The 16814-nt window shown below is 47.6% G+C and carries 17 protein-coding genes; 1 reads left to right on the top strand and 16 read right to left on the bottom strand.

From position 1 onward, the window contains the following. Positions 1-187: 187 nt before the first annotated feature. Positions 188-1597 carry an MATE family efflux transporter gene (locus FYJ53_RS08145; protein WP_013380080.1) on the top strand — a complete coding sequence of 470 codons (1410 nt, stop codon included), beginning with the start codon at positions 188-190 and terminating at the stop codon, positions 1595-1597. A gap of 28 nt (positions 1598-1625) precedes the next feature. Here the strand turns inward: FYJ53_RS08145 and FYJ53_RS08140 are convergent, their stop codons facing one another. The 16 genes from FYJ53_RS08140 to FYJ53_RS08065 form a co-directional block, all read right to left on the bottom strand. After that, positions 1626-3593: an MFS transporter gene (locus tag FYJ53_RS08140; RefSeq protein ID WP_013380079.1), complete on the bottom strand. Its 1968-nt coding sequence runs from the start codon at positions 3591-3593 to the stop codon at positions 1626-1628. A gap of 120 nt (positions 3594-3713) precedes the next feature. After that, a complete protein-coding gene (asrC, locus tag FYJ53_RS08135; RefSeq protein ID WP_013380078.1) occupies positions 3714-4694 on the bottom strand; it encodes a sulfite reductase subunit C in 981 nt (326 codons plus the stop codon). A gap of 9 nt (positions 4695-4703) precedes the next feature. Further along, entirely contained in the window at positions 4704-5495 is a 792-nt protein-coding gene (gene asrB / locus FYJ53_RS08130) for an anaerobic sulfite reductase subunit AsrB (RefSeq protein WP_013380077.1), read from the bottom strand. Then, positions 5485-6510, bottom strand: a complete 1026-nt coding sequence (gene asrA, locus FYJ53_RS08125; RefSeq protein WP_013380076.1) for an anaerobic sulfite reductase subunit AsrA — start codon at positions 6508-6510, stop codon at positions 5485-5487. The genes asrB and asrA overlap by 11 nt, the downstream gene beginning before the upstream one ends. 98 nt (positions 6511-6608) lie before the next feature. Beyond that, on the bottom strand, positions 6609-6962 hold the full coding sequence (locus FYJ53_RS08120) for an SdpI family protein (RefSeq protein ID WP_013380075.1): 354 nt from the start codon (positions 6960-6962) through the stop codon (positions 6609-6611). A gap of 14 nt (positions 6963-6976) precedes the next feature. Then, entirely contained in the window at positions 6977-7390 is a 414-nt protein-coding gene (locus FYJ53_RS08115) for a DUF3887 domain-containing protein (protein ID WP_038353791.1), read from the bottom strand. Further along, on the bottom strand, positions 7390-8139 hold the full coding sequence (locus FYJ53_RS08110) for a YhfC family intramembrane metalloprotease (protein WP_013380073.1): 750 nt from the start codon (positions 8137-8139) through the stop codon (positions 7390-7392). Before FYJ53_RS08110 ends, FYJ53_RS08115 begins: the two co-directional genes overlap by 1 nt. Next, a complete protein-coding gene (locus tag FYJ53_RS08105; RefSeq protein ID WP_013380072.1) occupies positions 8129-9454 on the bottom strand; it encodes a sensor histidine kinase in 1326 nt (441 codons plus the stop codon). The genes FYJ53_RS08110 and FYJ53_RS08105 overlap by 11 nt, the downstream gene beginning before the upstream one ends. A 14-nt stretch (positions 9455-9468) precedes the next feature. Next, the gene (locus tag FYJ53_RS08100; protein WP_013380071.1) at positions 9469-10170 is read right to left on the bottom strand and encodes a LytTR family DNA-binding domain-containing protein; all 702 of its coding nucleotides are present in this window, start codon (positions 10168-10170) and stop codon (positions 9469-9471) included. 124 nt (positions 10171-10294) lie between these two features. Beyond that, positions 10295-10966 (bottom strand): Crp/Fnr family transcriptional regulator, encoded by a 672-nt coding sequence (locus FYJ53_RS08095; RefSeq protein WP_013380070.1) that lies wholly within the window; start codon positions 10964-10966, stop codon positions 10295-10297. Further along, entirely contained in the window at positions 10954-11469 is a 516-nt protein-coding gene (locus tag FYJ53_RS08090; RefSeq protein ID WP_013380069.1) for a DNA-deoxyinosine glycosylase, read from the bottom strand. The genes FYJ53_RS08095 and FYJ53_RS08090 overlap by 13 nt, the downstream gene beginning before the upstream one ends. 89 nt (positions 11470-11558) lie before the next feature. Further along, positions 11559-11978: a PqqD family protein gene (locus FYJ53_RS21795; RefSeq protein WP_143074394.1), complete on the bottom strand. Its 420-nt coding sequence runs from the start codon at positions 11976-11978 to the stop codon at positions 11559-11561. A gap of 13 nt (positions 11979-11991) precedes the next feature. Then, a complete protein-coding gene (locus tag FYJ53_RS08080) occupies positions 11992-13908 on the bottom strand; it encodes an OPT family oligopeptide transporter (RefSeq protein ID WP_013380067.1) in 1917 nt (638 codons plus the stop codon). Then, the gene (locus tag FYJ53_RS08075; RefSeq protein WP_013380066.1) at positions 13908-15188 is read right to left on the bottom strand and encodes a Sapep family Mn(2+)-dependent dipeptidase; all 1281 of its coding nucleotides are present in this window, start codon (positions 15186-15188) and stop codon (positions 13908-13910) included. Before FYJ53_RS08075 ends, FYJ53_RS08080 begins: the two co-directional genes overlap by 1 nt. Positions 15189-15321: 133 nt before the next feature. Further along, positions 15322-15816, bottom strand: coding sequence for a flavodoxin domain-containing protein (locus FYJ53_RS08070; protein WP_154557247.1), 495 nt, complete (start codon positions 15814-15816; stop codon positions 15322-15324). A 157-nt stretch (positions 15817-15973) separates the two neighbouring features. Then, complete coding sequence (locus FYJ53_RS08065) at positions 15974-16756, bottom strand: YwaF family protein (protein ID WP_013380064.1); 783 nt, start codon at positions 16754-16756, stop codon at positions 15974-15976. Positions 16757-16814 lie beyond the last annotated feature (58 nt).

Genomic DNA, 16814 nt, shown 5'->3' with positions numbered 1-16814 from the left:
AAAGACAGAAGAACTGTCTTTTCTGCTTTTAGCTTCCAAACGCCTTTTATATTTTTCCCGAAACCTTGACATAAGCCTTTTTAAGGGTTATCCTATTAAATTGTGATGCTTTAAAAATAATTGAGGAAAATGTATGATGTTAAGGAGGTTCTGAGTCCGGCTGTGCAGCGCCGGGCCAGTAAAAGCTATGGAAAAGAAAGAGGAACAGACAAAAAAATATGAAATGGATATGTGCAGCGGTTCCATCCTGAAAAAAATGCTGATTTTCGCAGTGCCTTTAATGTGCTCAGGGGTGTTACAGCTGCTTTTTAATGCTGCGGATATTGTAGTGGTTGGTCAGTTCGCCGGTAGCAACTCTCTGGCGGCAGTGGGGGCAAACACCTCGCTTATCAATCTTCTGACCAATCTATTTCTGGGTATGTCCATCGGGGCGAATGTACTGGTCGCCCGCTACTACGGGGCAAATCAGCAGAGCCAGCTGTCAAAAACCGTTCACACCGCCATTGTGCTCAGCATTGGAAGCGGTGTGATCCTGACCTTTCTGGGCATATTCGGGGCAAAACAAATTTTGATCTGGATGCAGACCCCGGCGGAGGTTCTCGATCTTGCGGTGCTTTATCTGCGGATTTACTTTATCGGCATGACCGGCACCATGCTCTATAACTTTGGCGCGGCCATTCTTCGGGCCGTTGGTGACACCAAACGGCCGTTATATTACCTTATGGGCGCTGGTGTTGTCAATGTTGTTTTAAATCTTATCTTTGTCATTGGTTTTAAAATGGATGTGGCAGGTGTCGCTGCGGCTACCGCCATCGCTGAGTGTATTGCTGCGACACTGGTAATCCGCTGCCTCATGCGTGAACAGAGCGGTATCCGCCTGATTCCGGGAAAACTTCGTATCGACCGCGGCAGCTTCATCAAGATTTTACAGATTGGCTTGCCTGCCGGGTTTCAGGGTGTGATCTTCTCGCTGTCCAATGTGGTTATCCAGTCCTCCATCAATCTGTTCGGGCCTGTGGTGGTCGCTGGCAACTCGGCCTCGGCCAATATCGAGGGCTTTATCTACATTGCCATGAACGCTCTGCACCAGGCTACCATCTCCTTTACCAGCCAAAATCTGGGCGCCGGACAGTACAAGCGGCTTGACCGTATCGTCATCACCGGAGAGGTCTGTGTTCTGGTGGTCGGGCTTGTTCTCGGCAACCTGGCTGTGTTCTTTGGAAACAGCCTTCTCGGCATTTATTCCTCCAGCCCTGAGGTCATTCAGGCAGGCATGCAGCGTCTCCTGGTCATTGGGACTGCCTACGCCATCTGCGGGATGATGGATGTCATGGTCGGAGCGCTCAGAGGGATCGGTTACTCGGTTGTTCCAATGGTGATCAGTCTCATCGGCGCCTGTGGCCTGCGGCTTCTGTGGATCGCCACAGTCTTTCAGATACCGCAGTATCACTCGCCGGCAGTTATTTACTACTCTTACCCCATCACCTGGATCATCACCCTCGCGGCGCTGATTGGCTGCTATGCCTATTTAAGGCGGAAGATGAATCAAAAGCTCGCCTGCACTGCCCACCAAAGCACAAAAGAGCCAGCGTTTTAACGATAAACGCTGGCTCTTTAAATTTATCTTATCCTTTTTTCTTTTCTTTTTTTACACGCTCATGCTTATCCTTGTAAAACAACAGCACCACAAGGGCAAAGGCTGAAGCGATGGCCGTGGTCATGTATACCTGCTTAAAGCCTGTTTCCATGGTTTTCTGGTAGATATTCTGAATCTGAGCCCCCATGGCCTTCACTTTACCCAGATAGTTCTGGAAGCCCTGGTTCACTGCGTCAGGAAGTGCGTTTTTCAGCGCTGTCATCTGTGTCACCATGGTGCTGACACCCTGTGTTACCTGAGCTGGAACCTCTGGCGAGGCTGTAATCCGGTTAAGACCGTCAATACCGCTCTGCACACCGGACTCTGCCTTTTCTGTGACCATGGGCTTCATGGTGTCTGCCATGTAGGACACCATGTTATCCACTGCATGGTCGATGTTCGTGACGTCGGCATCCGAAAGCTCTTTTGTCAGATTTGCGGGCAGCTTCATATCGCTGACGCCGCCATGTGCATCCAATGAGATTTTTTCCATAGCCTCGAAATCCGGAAATTGTACGGATGAGAGATAGGTCTTTCCAAAATCCGAATCCTTCAGGGCTGTGGTTTCCTCATCCAGCTGTGTGACATAGGGCAGAGAGGGCAATACCAGTTCCTTTGGCAGCTGGGCGGTGATATTGGCCTCTGCGGTTACACCTGCGTGGGCGATAAACCCGACCATAACTGCCGGGGCAATGGCTGTCCCCACCGAACGGATCAGGGAAAGTGTCGCCAGCGCTGAGTTGGAATCGGCTTTTTTCGTATTGTCGAGCATCATATAATTGAGCGGTGTCCCCATGGTAAAGCCCATGCCAAGGCCGATGAGAATCAGACAGATGGCCACTGTCAGCAGATTGGGATAGCTAGTAGTGATAAGCACCAGGAACAGCGAGCCGATGATGGAGAGTAAAAATCCCGCTCCCATAATCAGCTTCGGTCCATAGCGGTCGATGAGCCGCCCTGAAACCGGCGCGCCGACTCCTGCGAAAATCCCAAGCACCATAACAAAATATCCGCCGCTCCCCTGCTGCATGCGCAGCGCATTTTCGGCAAACTGCGGGACAAAGACCATCCCCATCATAATAACACCCGTAATAAAGGAAATGATCAGTGTGATAACAATGGGCGCTTCCCTGAAATAGTCAAGATTCATAATGGGATCGGCCGCCTTCTTTTCGGCAAAAATGAAAAAGGGCAGCAGCACAATAAAAATAATCAGGAAAGGATACACATCTGTGCTGGTAAAGGATTTGACAAAGTCAAAGAAATCAATATTGCGAAGCCCATACAAAAGGGATAAAATCATCATGACTAAAAATAATGTACCCCATTTGTCAATTGGTTTCACATCATCAATCTTGGTATTGGGCAAAAATATGAACCCGCAGATAATAATAAAGAGGGATATCGGTATATTGATAAAAAAGATAAAGCCCCAGTTCTGAAGCCCAAAGGCGCCTAATATGGCGCTGCCCAGAGAACCGCCGACAACAGTGGCGATCCCATAGACACCCCCGACCATGCCCAGGGCCATGCCCCGCTTATCCTCGGGAAAAGTCGTCCCAAACTCGGCTGAGGCAATAGGCATAATACCCCCGCCGCCGATGGCCTGTATGGCCCGGGCCATTAAAAAGAATCCAAAATGACCGATATACTGAGACAGGCCCGCCAGCAGTGAGCCGGTACCGAATAAAATAATACAGATCAGATAAATGGTTTTACGCCCCAGCCGGTCCGCCAGTTTACCCATAATAGGGATGCTGGAGGCGTAAGCCAGCGTATAAATAGTGATCATCCAAATGCCTGTCTGGTCGCCTACCCCCAGGCCGTTCTGGATAACGGTTCTTGCCGGGGTCACCACGCTGGTATCAATGGCCCCCATAAAAATACCGCACAGATAGATGACCATGATCAGCCCAAAATGCAAAGGCTTTGGATTAGTTGCTGTTTTAGCTTGCATTGTCTGCTCCTTTCATTGCAAAATACAACTTTCATTAAACTAGAAAAAGTTATACCCAAAACAGCCGCTTTCAAAGCAATAAAAAGGGAGATACGTCGTTTCCACGTATCTCCCTTTTCTTTATTTTGTATTATCAATGGCATACCTTACGCCATCCCAGTATACACGGTCTCGCACCACGGCCTTGTCTGGAAGGACGACATCCTTAAAGGCCCACTTTTTCCACTTTTCAAACCCGGTACGGTCGATGATGTAGCCGATGTGTTCCTTTCCGCCCGGCGCGTCCAGGTCAATGTATTCCTTCACGTAATCATAAGTGTTCAGGATGATCCTGATAATGCTTTCCTCATCGGCCCAGATAATAAAATCTTCGCCCAATCTTGGATTTTTCTTGCCTGTACGGCCCATGAGGGTCAGACGGTAATATTTCTTTTCGCTTCTGCGCCACGCGCCTACCGGGCAGGCCAGCACGCATTCGCCGCAGCCGATACACTTGCTCTCGTCGCGGACAATCTTATAATTTTCCATGCGCAGCGCGCCTGTGGATTTCCTGCTACATGCCTTGACACAGGCATTGCAGGACACACATTTATCCTTGTTGTACTGCGGCTCCGTCATGCCCATAATTCCAAAGTCGTGCATACGCACCTTCATACAGTCATTGGGACAGCCTGTCAGGGCAACTTTGAAATGCAGATCGTTCGGGAAAATGGCTTTTTCAATCTTTTTGGCAAAATTAGTGGTATTGTAGCAGGCGTAAGGGCAGACATTATTCCCGATGCAGGCCGACACATTGCGCGTACCGGATGCTGGATAACCTGTGCCCGGGTCGGTCTGGTTGATATCCAGCTTTTCAATGATCGGCTGGAGCAGGGTATTGACCTCTTCCATATCCTTCAGATCGATCCCTGGAATCTCAAAGCCCTGGCGGGTGGTCAGATGGACGGTTCCATTACCGTAGGTTTGTGCAATCTCCTGAATTTGCGAAAGAAGCTCAGCATTCAGGTAACCGCCTGGCACACGCACACGTGATGCGGTTTCACCGCGGTGCTTTGACACACGAAAAGCGTTCTTTTTTAGTTTTTTAGTGTTGATATCCATGAAAGCCTCCTAATCCACAAGATTTTTTCCAAAACTGTAATTGAAAACCGGACCGTCCAGACAGACGTAGGTGGAGTCGATCTTACAGTGTCCGCATTTTCCCAAACCGCAGCACATTTTACGTTCCTGGGATATCCAGATTTTATCCTCAGAGACTTCCCGTTTCAGGAATTCCGCCACTGTAAATTTCATCATAATCGGCGGCCCTACCGCGATAACCGCCAGATTATCCTTATCACCGAGTACAAGTCCTGGAATGTACTCTGTAACCAGACCCACATTGCACACATAGTCATCACTGTCACAGTCTACGGTCAACACGACGTTAATGGTCTTTTTCCAGCGTTCGATATCATCTTTAAAAAGCACATCCGACGGCGTTTTAAAGCCCGCGATCAGCGTCACAGAGGCGGCTTCCTCAGGGTGTGCGGCAAAATAATCGACCACACCGCGTACTGGTGAAAGGCCAGTACCGCCCGCGACCACGATGATATCCTTGCCGCGGTATTCATCAAGATCAAAACCATTGCCGTAGGGGCCTCTTAAAAAGAGTTTTGAGCCCACATAGTTTTTGAAAATCTCACCTGTGACTTTCCCAACCTTACGGATGGTCAGATCCACAGTGTCCTCACCAATGCCGCTGACAGAAATAGGCGCTTCACCAAATTTAGGCAGAGATACCTCAAAAAACTGTCCTGGCTTTACATCGCCGGTATAACGCATCCGAAAGGTATACTCGATTTCGGTGTGTTTAATCACCTCTACAATTTCCGATAAAAACGGGATATACTCATTCTTCATTGTCATCGGTCTCCTTCTCTTTTATTGCATTGTTCAGCTTGTTAATACAGCCCGAAAAAGAAATATATTCCGGGCAGATATCATCACAGCGTCCGCAGCCGACACACATGTGATAACCAAACCGTTTTTTATAATCATTCACCTTATGCATGACCTTAAAGCGCATTCGTTCCGCTTTGCTGTTTCTGAAGCAGTGCCCGCCCGCCATATCGGTATAGCCGTCCACATGACAGGAAGCCCATACGCGGCGGCGCTCACCGACCTTGCCGTTTTCCTGATAGAAGATATCCTGCATGGTAAAGCAGGTGCAGGTTGGGCAGACAAAATTACAGCGCCCGCAGGCAATGCAGCGGTTGTTGTATTCTTCCCACATAGGCAGTCCCAGCACATCCTTTAGCTCGATGCCTTCCGGGATTTCAACATGCACAGGATTTTCCTGAACGAACTCCGGAGTAACCGAAACCACTTTGGATTTGCCCTCCAGTTTTTCAGTAAGCGCTTCCCAGCCGCTGTCCACAAACACAAAATCTTCGTCTGCTTTGACATAGGCGTCATAGGCGTCGCAGGTATTGGTGCCCATATCCACACAGAAGCAGTTTTCAAAGCTCTTTGGGCAGCCCATGAGTATAAATTTTGTCTTATTACGCAGTCTTGCGTAGTATAAATCCTCAAAGTCATTTTTTAAATAGATTTCGTCAAACCGGCGCACGGCGTGCAGATCGCAGCTTCTCAGGAAAATAATATTTCCCTTTGGCTCCTCGCTGGCTGTTTTCACCTCATCCTCTGTAAAGTAAAACAACACCTCTGACTGAGGAAACAGTACCTCCTTAAATGAAAAATCGCTCTTTTTGTCAAATTCAATGTCCCCAATACTGCCAATCTCACCGTACTCCACGCGGTCTGTGTCCGAAAAAGCCCCGGCTCCCGCATACAGGCGCGGCGCAAAAATCCGGTAATTCTGAGACAGGTCTTTTAAAACCGCATCAAAATCTTCTGTTTTGATCTGATAACCCATAGCAACCTCCTTTGGATCAACTCGTTCTTTACGTTAATTTTATAACGAAATCAAAAAAGACACCGTGACAATTATCACGATGCCTTAAATTTATACCCCTATTTTCGCTTTCCATTCTCGTCAAAGGTATCTTTCAACGCTTTTTCTACGGGAAAAAACGATAAAATCAGCAATACATCCTGTGAAATCTGGATATAGAGCGATGCTTCTGCGTACTGTTCCCTAAAAAGCAACAGGGCCAGTCCGAGCACCGCCAGCATGACCAGGCCCATGATCAGCCAGATTTTGCCGCAGACCGCGTGGGCAAAGGCCCAGGTGTCCTCATTCTTCATGGAGCGGGAAGTGCGGTAGCCATACAGGCCATTGATGTCTTTAGGCGGATGCCACAGAAAGAGCGCGCCAAAGACAATACAGACTGCGGGAATTAAAAAGGTGAAAGGTGTCAGATCCATGAAATTCTCCTTTGCTACTTGATGAAAAAATTGTCAATTTTCATGTTTTGATCAAAACCGATGGTAAACTGGGCTTTGCCATTTTCGTACTCCGCAACAGCTACCACCAAAGCGCTTTTGTTATTCGGCGCTGTTTCTGTCTGTTTGATGCTTCTGAATTCCCCCAGCTTAGGCATGGTTTGATTCCAGGCGTCCTTCAAGACATTGGCATTTAGTTTATCTTTAAAATTCTCGGACACTTCAGCCGCTATGGCATCAAACTCCTGGCTGTTCCACTCGTCAATAACCTTTTCTGCCGACTGCTTCAAGGTATCCTCACTGAAGGCAGGGTCGAGCTTCTGATTGGAGGCTGACCCGCCTGAACAGGCCGACAACACGGTCAAAAGCATTAATACAGCCAAACCGATAGCAATTATCTTCTTTTTCATCATAAATTCTCCTCTCCATTTATAAACACCGGACGTATTTTTACTGTCCAGATCATTAACCCTGCCGCCGCAAAGAATAGCACCACTTCTATCCAGACGCTCGATAAGCCAAAGGCGCCTGGTAGAATGACAATGGCGGCGTCTACAACGGTATGTATGACCAGAGCATACACAAGATAACGCCATTCTTTCGACCGCACAGAGTAAAATACCAGCATTGAAAGGCCGACCTGCAGAGCCATGGCACAGACACGCTCAAAGACCGCTGTAAAAACAGCCGCATAGCTCAGCTGTGCAGCAATGACTGGCGCTAAAAACGATTGGCCATCCAGCAAAACAATCAAATTCGCAATATTATTCACACCGATGAGCAGCATTGCCTCTATACCGCCATGCCCCAGCCCATAGGCAATGCCGTCTGCATAGCGCCGGTTCTTTTTTAATAAAAACCGAACAGCAATATAACGCCCGAATTCCTCCGCAATGGCCGCTGTACCGCCCATAAAAAGGCCGTAAAGCCAGGGATTGTGGCTCATGGATAAAAACCATGCTGTCTGCGGCAGTACAATCTGTATAATCGGCAGACGGATCACCATCTGAAAAATAAAGAACACCAGCATACCGATAAAGAAAGGCTTAGCGACACGCTTTTTCTTGACACTTAGATAAATAAATCCTCCGACAGGAATGGCAAAGCATAAAAAAATCAATACGATCAGACTGGCAATAATCCCTGAATCAACCATCATTTTTCACCTCTGTTTGAACTGGAATGAACAGGCTTACTTTAAAGGTATTCTCGCCTGTCTCGATACGCAAATGTCCATTGTACTTTTCCAGGGCGCGTTTTACATTTTCAAGGCCATAGCCCTGATGCCCCTCCTTGTTTGAGTTCAGCCAGCTTTCGTTTAAAGCCGGGCTTTTTTTCATACTGTTCTCGACAGAAATCACAATAAAATCCCGCACATTATCGGCCTTCAGCTTTGTCCAGGGCTCTCTGGCCTCACAGGCCGCCTCAATGGCATTATCTAACAGGTTAGCAAAAATCGTTGTGATATCCATCTCTTTCATAAACGACAGATCGATCTGGTTCAGGGCACAGTCTACCGGGACAGATGACATTTTGCCGCGCTTTGCCTTGTCGTTGATCACAATATTCAGAACGCGGTTGTCCGTATAATAATCCTGGCTGAAGCTGTTTAAAAGCTGTCTTAAATCATCGCCGTATTGTCTGCCTTTTTCCGCCTCGCCGGTCTGGTACAGCCGCTCCATGGCCTGGAGGTGGTTTTTCATATCGTGCACTGTTTTTCTGGAATCCGCCAGCTTTTGCTCCATTTCCTGATAGTAACGGTACTGGAGGCCCGACGCCTGATCATACAGGGCCAGCTGCTTTTTCATCTCGTTATTTTGAACCACCTTGTTAAAAAGATAGAATAAATACAGGTTTAAAAACGGCACCATAAAGATATCACAAATCAGGAAAAAGGTGATCAGCGGCGGCAAGAGATAGGCTGCCAGAAAGTACATCAACACAATGTTCATCACACTGAATACTGGCAAGATGATAAAGCCAAATATTTTGATACTACCATTTACCAGGATTTTTTCCTTGTGGAAACGCGTGACAAACATGCGGTAAAGGAGAAAGATTATCACCTGATTCAGAAGTATTCCCAATCCGTTCTGCCATGGATTAAATGGAATGAACGTGATAAACATACTCAATAAAATGGGCATGACAATACACAACAGAAAGTCAAACAAACCTAAAAAGCAGCTGAAGGCAAATATATAATAGAGCTTTACTTTTTTTCGATTCTGATACAGGGCTGCTCCAAGCAGGACACTGAAAACAGGCATGGCTGCAATCTTGACAAAAGGATAAATAAAATAGCTGGCAGCAGTCAGAACAATTTCATAGGCGGCGGCCAGCGCTATCTGAACACTCTGGGAACGGTCAAAGGGGCCCAGGAGCCAGCGCATAAAATCGAAGGTCATATAAACCGTAAAAAAATTAATAACGACCGCAAAGCACATAAAAATAAATGCATCCGTTTCTGACATTTTGAATTCTCCTCCTATCCGATCAAATGCTCCAGATAAACATTGAGCTGCTCCCTAAACACCGCAGACTTCTTTTGCGACAGCGGTACCACATCGCTGTTTGTCATCTGGATATCATAGCCCTTGATGGCTTTGACGTGGAAAAGATTCACACAGAAGCTTTTGTGGGGCTGGCAGAAAGCATAAGGCTTCATCATTTCTGCAACCTCACCCATTTTACGGCGCAGATAAAAGGTGCCCCTCTGGGTGCACATGCGTACCCTGCGTTCTGTGTACTCGAAATAAAAAATATCCCTTGTATCGAACCGCACAATTCCTTCCTCTGTCTTAAACTCAAGAAATAAAGGCTGCTCGGTTTCCTGCTTGTACGCCTCCACCTCCTGGAGAATGGTTTTAATATCACTTTGAGTCACAGGCTTTTCAAGATAGCCAAAAGCATGCACACTCATGGCATATTTCTGGTAATCGGGCAGATGCGTCACATAGACAATATACACCTGCTTATCCCATTTTCGGATTCTGCGGCCAGTCTCGAGCCCGTCCATGCCGCTCATATCAATGTCTAAAAACACCAGATCATAATGACCCCGCTTCTGAAGAAAGGCTTCTCCGCATTCAAAGCAATCGATGGCTTCCACCTTGGGGTAATTTTTTAAAAACCCACAGATTATTTCCCGCATTTCTTTTTCATCGTCACAAACCGCTATCCTCAGCATGATGCATTCTTCTCCCTTCGATGTAATTTCATTATAAGTCATTTTATCTGTGAAAGCAATAAGGTTTGCCTGACAGACGGATTTTCAGTCTGAAAGACAGAAAAGGCAGGCTAAAGCCTGCCTTTTACTGCTTAAAATAATCGGATAGAATGTCCATATCCACAATTGTAATCCGGCCTTTATCCTGCCGGATAAGCTTTTGTGTATTCAAAAGCTTTAAGGCTCTTGAGATTGTTTCTCTGGGCGAGCCCATTAAATCGGCCAGATAAGTGATGCTGATATCCAGGTCAATTGTACGGCCCTGCGGGGTATCCACGCCGTAGTCATTGGCTAGCTTCCACAGCTTTGCGGCTACACGTCTCTCCATTTTCAGTACACCGGTTGTGTTTTTCAACTGGCGGTACAGCCGCCGGATCTTTCGGTTGCCCGCGTTCAGTATGATCTCTGTCAGTCCAAAATCCCGCTTCATCCACTCTTTCAGCTCTGTTTTTTCAATGCACAGAACCTCCAGGTTCTCAAAAGCCTCACAGCTCACAGAGGAGGTGGTCTCGGGGTGGATATCCTCATTGATGAGCTCACCCGGCCCCAAAATAAAAGCAACCTTTTTCTGCCCGCTCTCTCCAATTTTATAAAGGGACGCCTTGCCCGATAAAATCACAAACACAAAGGGCGTTGCCTCACGGTCTCTGAAAAGATGCTCCCCCTTTCGGTAGCAGCGCACCTTTCCAGGCTGCATCAGGGATCTAAGCGTATCACTGCATACTCCCTCAAAGGTTTTGGCAATCATTTTATCCATCCGTTTTCTCCCCTCAGCGGCTCTAAAATCACACGATAGGCCTGCTTTAGATCTTCATATTTTAAGCGGCAGTTGGCCGGGCTGGTGGATGGCAGCAAAATGGAAGGCACACCCGTTGTGGGATAGCAATATTTTTTATAGAGCGACGTTGCCTTTGCCCCGGTTGTAAAAACAGCTTTTATCTTTCCCCTGCCCAATACCTCTGTAAAATCATTGGGAACAGGATTTTTAATGCTGCTGTCACTGGCTCCGTCGATATTACAGGAAGCCAGCACATCCCAGAGGGCGATGTTATTTCGCTTCAGAAAATCCTTCTTTTCTTCGTTGGTCTCTGGCCTGGGCTGGTTTAGAATATCGGACAGCACCCGCCAGAAACGGTTTTGGGGATGTCCGTAATAAAAACCAAACTCTCTGGATTTAGGCGAAGGTATGGTGCCTAAAATCAATATCCGCGCGTCTGGCTGGCAAAAGGGCTCGATGGTATGCGTCACTAAATTATTCATTGGGGATCACCTTGTTTCTTTAGCATATTGCTATTATACCAAATTTCCATTTCAACGGTCAAAAAAAGAGCTGTTTAAAACAACTCTTTTCAGGCTTCACGGCAGCACTGCTTCGACGCAGAGCCTGCCTTTTGTGCCTCTTCTCCATCTTTGTTCAGATGAATGTATTTATTTTCCCTGAGCGTTTCAAGAAAACGGATCAGCCGTTCATAGAGAGGCTCTGCATTTTGCCCAAAGCGCTCTTTCATTACACAGGCCAGGGCCTGCACATCCCTCTTGCCGTCTATCTGCTCCCAGACATAACTGCCATAGGTGTCCAGGCGAATAGTACTGACTTCCGGCATACCAAAGAACCGCTGCGCCACCCGGTTAATCCATCCGGTATTTGGCACACGAATGGTTATGAGTCCACGCTTGTTTTTAGTATAGGTATATGCGGCATTGTGTACTGGAATATAATCCAGATAATTTGCTTTTTTATGTAAATGTCTGCGTTTTATTTCAAACACCTCCAATTTATTTTTATTGTACTGCTTTTTTATCCTTATTCCAGATTGAGAACTTAAAAACAGATAAAATCAGGAGGATAAAAAAGGCAATGGAGCCTGCGCTCCCCAGCGAGAAGCGGCCAGAAATGTTTAAAACATCGCCAAGGTAGCCGGCGCCAAAGGGAACCACAGCAAAAACAGCCAGCAAAATCCCCACAAGGCCTTCCCCCGCGATCATGCCTGAGGTGTAAAGCAGACCTTTGTTTAAGAATTCTTTTCGCTGATCCTCGGTCACCTTTTTTTTCTTTTCAAAAAACAGGCGCACCAGCCCACCGATCATAATGGCTGTGTTTAAGTGTACCGGCAGGTACAGCCCAACAGCAAAAGGCAGTACAGGAATACCAAGGATTTCAACCACCACTGCGATACCCGCGCCGATAAAGACAAGGGTCCACGGAAGATTCCCATCCATAACACCCTCAACCACCATTTTCATTAAAACAGCCTGCGGCGCGGGAAGCTCGGCAGAACCGTAGCCCCAGGCCGCGTTGAGCAGATAAAGAATCCCACCGATGGCCAAGGCTGAAATGATCACGCCCAGCAGCTCGCCGATCTGCTGCTTCTGAGGCGTCGACCCCACAATATAGCCGGTTTTTAAATCCTGCGAGGTGTCACCGGAAATCGCTGCGATAATGGCAATAATCGAGCCCACGGCAATAGCGCCAGTCATTCCAGACTGTCCGGTCATCCCAATGGCTTTAAAGATAACCGTCGCGATAAGCAGTGTGGCAATGGTCATCCCAGAAACCGGATTGTTGCTGCTGCCCACCAGACCTACGATTCGAGAGGCAACCGTTGCAAAGAAAAAGCCGAAAACGGTAATGATCAGCGCGCCAAAAATATCGACTGGAATCACAGGCACCAGCCAGATAACTAAAATAATGACTAAAACCATGGCTGCAACCAGCTTCATATTCAAATCACGATCTGTCCGGATCTGTACCTCTGGACCGTTGTTGCCCGAATAGCTTTTCATAGCCTGCTTAAAAGTGCTGACAATGAGGGGCAGCGATTTCACCAGGCTGATTATCCCACCGGCTGCCACCGCACCAGCGCCAATGTAACGGACATAGTTACTCCAGATTCCAAAGGAATCCAGTGTTGAAATGGGCACTGTCCCCGGGAAAATCACCGCATCACCGGCAAACATACTGATAAGGGGCATAATGACCAGCCAGCTTAAAACGCCGCCGGAAAACATATAGGATGCGATCTTCGGGCCACAGATATAGCCCACGCCCAAAAGCGCCGGCAGCACATCACATCCAAAGGCTGCACCCTTGTAGCCCTTAATCTCCCATGAGATTTCAGATGGAAACAGCTTCAGTCCATCTGTGATAAATTTATAGACACCCGCGATGCCAAGACCAGCAAAGACGATGGACGCTTTGGAGCCTCCCTCCTCACCGGCAAGTAAAACCTCGGCGCAGGCAGTGCCTTCCGGATATGGTAAAACACCGTGCTCTTTGACGATCAAAGCCCTGCGCAGCGGAATCATGAACAATATCCCAAGGAAGCCGCCGCAGACAGCAATGAGGGCGATCTCAAGCAGCGAGGGGCTGGCGGTTCCCCATTCCTGGCTCCACATAAACAGGGCAGGCAGCGTGAAGATCGCCCCCGAAGCCACCGATTCGCCCGCCGATCCAATGGTCTGCACAATGTTATTCTCCAGAATAGAATCCTTTTTAAGAATGAGACGGATAACCCCCATTGAGATAACAGCTGCCGGAATTGACGCCGAAATGGTCAGTCCAACGCGCAGGCCAAGGTATGCATTGGCTGCTCCAAAGACCACTGCCAGTATCAAACCGAGGATAATGGAGGTCGCTGTAAACTCTGGCATGATCCGGTCCGCTGAAATAAAAGGCTTAAATGATGATTCCTCCTTCATTACAGGCCTCTTTTCGATACACCCAGAGCCGCCAGAGCACCCGCAATAATCTGAAGATTTATCATCATATCCTCTATGCTCCAGTATTCATCCACCTGATGACACATATCCGGTTCACCTGGGAACAGTACACCAAAGGCCACAGCATTATCAAAGGCCCGGGCATAGGTGCCGCCTCCAATGGCGATGGGCTCTGTCCTGTCACCGGTAATATCCCGGTACACCCCCAGCAGTGTCTGTACCAGCGGGCTGTCCTTCTTAACGTAGAGCGGCGGAACCATCTGCATTGTATCCACCTCGTATCCGACAGGGTCTACAGACTGTCGGATACGCCTGATAATATCATCAGCATCTGCGGTTACCGGATAGCGGATGTCACACTCCAGCCTTGAGCCCTGCGCATCGACCCTTCCAATGGCCGGGTTAATGGTCAGCTCACCGGAGACCTCGTCTGAAACAGCAATATTAAAGCCCTCCACATTTGCTTTATCCAGCAAATCTAAAAATGGATGCACAATTCCAGCATCTTTAAGCTCACACCCCAGCTTTAAAAGAGCATTGACGCCATTTTGCGGTTCCATGGCGTGTGCAGGCCTGCCCTTTGCTGTAAACCTTCGCCCTTGGACTTCTGCCTCTGCGAAGTCTGGTACAATATTAATCTGTTTTCCGGCTTTTAAGGTCATATCCTCTCCTGTAACATCAGTCTTGTTATGAATCTGAACCTTGAGAATGCCCTTTTCGGCAAAAATAACCGGATAGGACGCATCTGGTGAAAAGGCGTAATCCGGTATAATCTCGGTTTCTTTATAACGATCCATACAGCGCCAGGTTCCGCTTTCCTCGTCACCGCCAATGATCAGGCGAATACGCTTATTTACCGGCACACCACTGTCCTTCAACGCCTTCATAGCATACAGCGCCACCATGGCTGGCCCTTTGTCATCATTGGTTCCTCTGCCATAAACCTTGCCATCAATCACCGTTCCGTCGAAGGGGTCAACACGCCAGCCTTCACCGACAGGAACTGTATCAATGTGCACAAGAACGCCAACCATTTCCTCTCCTTCTCCCATATCAATAATGCCGCAGCAGCCGTCCAGATTCTGGGTTTCAAAACCAAAACGCTTTCCAACAGCCAGCATATAATCAATGGCGTCGTTAATATTTTTGCCGAGCGGTGTCATTTCATCGATGGCGCCGGCATCTCCGTTTGTACTTGCGATGCTTAGCAGCCCCTTGAGATCACGCAGCATTTGTTTCTGATCCACCTTAAAATTCATCGTGAATACTCCTTTCCACGTATCATTTTTATCCTACTTTTTAAAAAGTCCTTAAACTAAATAAAACACCGTTTTGATATACCCAAAAACGGTGTTTAAAAAACATGGTGATGACAGAAACGCCCTCATTCCATTATATATTTTCTTTAATTGCTGCTATTCTGCCAGCACACTGCTCAATGGTCCGCTCATCAATAGACGCGAGAGGATGACCGCTTCCCTGTGACTGGCGGGCTACGGTTGCCGCAATCATGCGGTCCGAGCCTGTTAACCGCGCAAGATCCATTTCACCGCCGAAGTTAAAACAGCCCAGCGTACGCTTCCTGAGCTTTTCAGAAATATTATCCTTATAATATTTTTCCCTGTTTCCCGGAAAAGCGCAGTTGATGAAATAGATCACCTTTTTCCGTTCCAGAACATCTTCATACTTCTTGAGAGCCTTTCGCACCGGACGCGTATACATTCCCATGCGGATGGAGCCGCCAATAACAATAAGATCATAGGACTCAAAATCAGGTGTCTTTTTCTTAAGATCGGCCAGGTCTGCAGCCCCCACCTGCTTTAATAAAAGCTGGGCGCATTTCTCAGAGGTTCCGTTTTTGCTGTGATATGCGATCAATATTTTCATCTTAAGCTCCTTTATCCATATTTAAAAGCATCGCTTTACCCATAACCCGAACCATTATAACATAAGTTCAGCTTTAAAAATATGCTTTCTCTGTAAAATTTATTTTCTTCCTGCGTAAAAAAGATGCGGCATAACGCCGCACCTTTCTGCTCTGTGTCTAAATCTTTTCGTTCATTAATGCATTGAGCGCTGTATCCGGCTGTACCTTTCCAAGAAGCCTGTTGTCCAGCAGGCTCAATCCCTTGGTCACCAGCGTAACCAGGCCGATCAAGGCCGGCGCCACAAGAAGCCAGTACCAGGGATAGGGAATCTGGTCGATCACCGGGACACCATGTGCTCCCAGCATCAGAAGATAATTTTCGTTCAAAGCATGTGACATGATAAAAGCGATAACCGCAATGATGCCAAGTCCGATCATCGGCTTCCATGCCCTCCGCACTTCCGGCCTGTAATCCGCCGCAAAAGGCATGGTCAGGGCAATTAAAACCATGAGGCCATGAGACACCATGCTCTGTACTGCCATAGTGTGAATACCGCCATAATCATAGAAAACCCACAATGGGTAGATAAGTACCATGAGCCCGCCCATCACAGCCAAAACGTCAATGTAAGGGTAAGCCTTCTCCCGCTTAAACAATACGATCAGCGGCAGGGCGATACACACCTGGTTACACCAGTCAAAGCGGATATTCCTGAGGTCAAAACCAAAATAGCAGGTTCTCCAGCTGATTCTGAAAATCTCCAGGGCCAGCATAACGGCGGCGAGAACCCGGATCAGCTTCTGGCTGAAGCGCCGGTCATGTTTTTTGGTCTGTATGACCATAACGGTCACGATAAAAATCATCAGCAATGATGACAGGATAAGATGCTCCGGTGAAAAAATGCGATTGTGCGGCTCAACGTTCTGTGGTGCAAAGTAATGTTCGTAAAAATAATCCATGCTGCTTCCTTCTCTATTACATAATGTGCACAGTATAACATACCCCAAAAATTAATTC

Origin of the sequence: Eubacterium sp. BL-380-WT-2B, assembly GCF_009696115.1 — a bacterium.
GTDB lineage: Bacteria > Bacillota > Clostridia > Eubacteriales > Eubacteriaceae > Eubacterium > Eubacterium callanderi.
The sequence above is the reverse complement of the archived record's forward strand: the minus strand, read 5'-3'. Positions and strand labels throughout refer to the sequence as shown.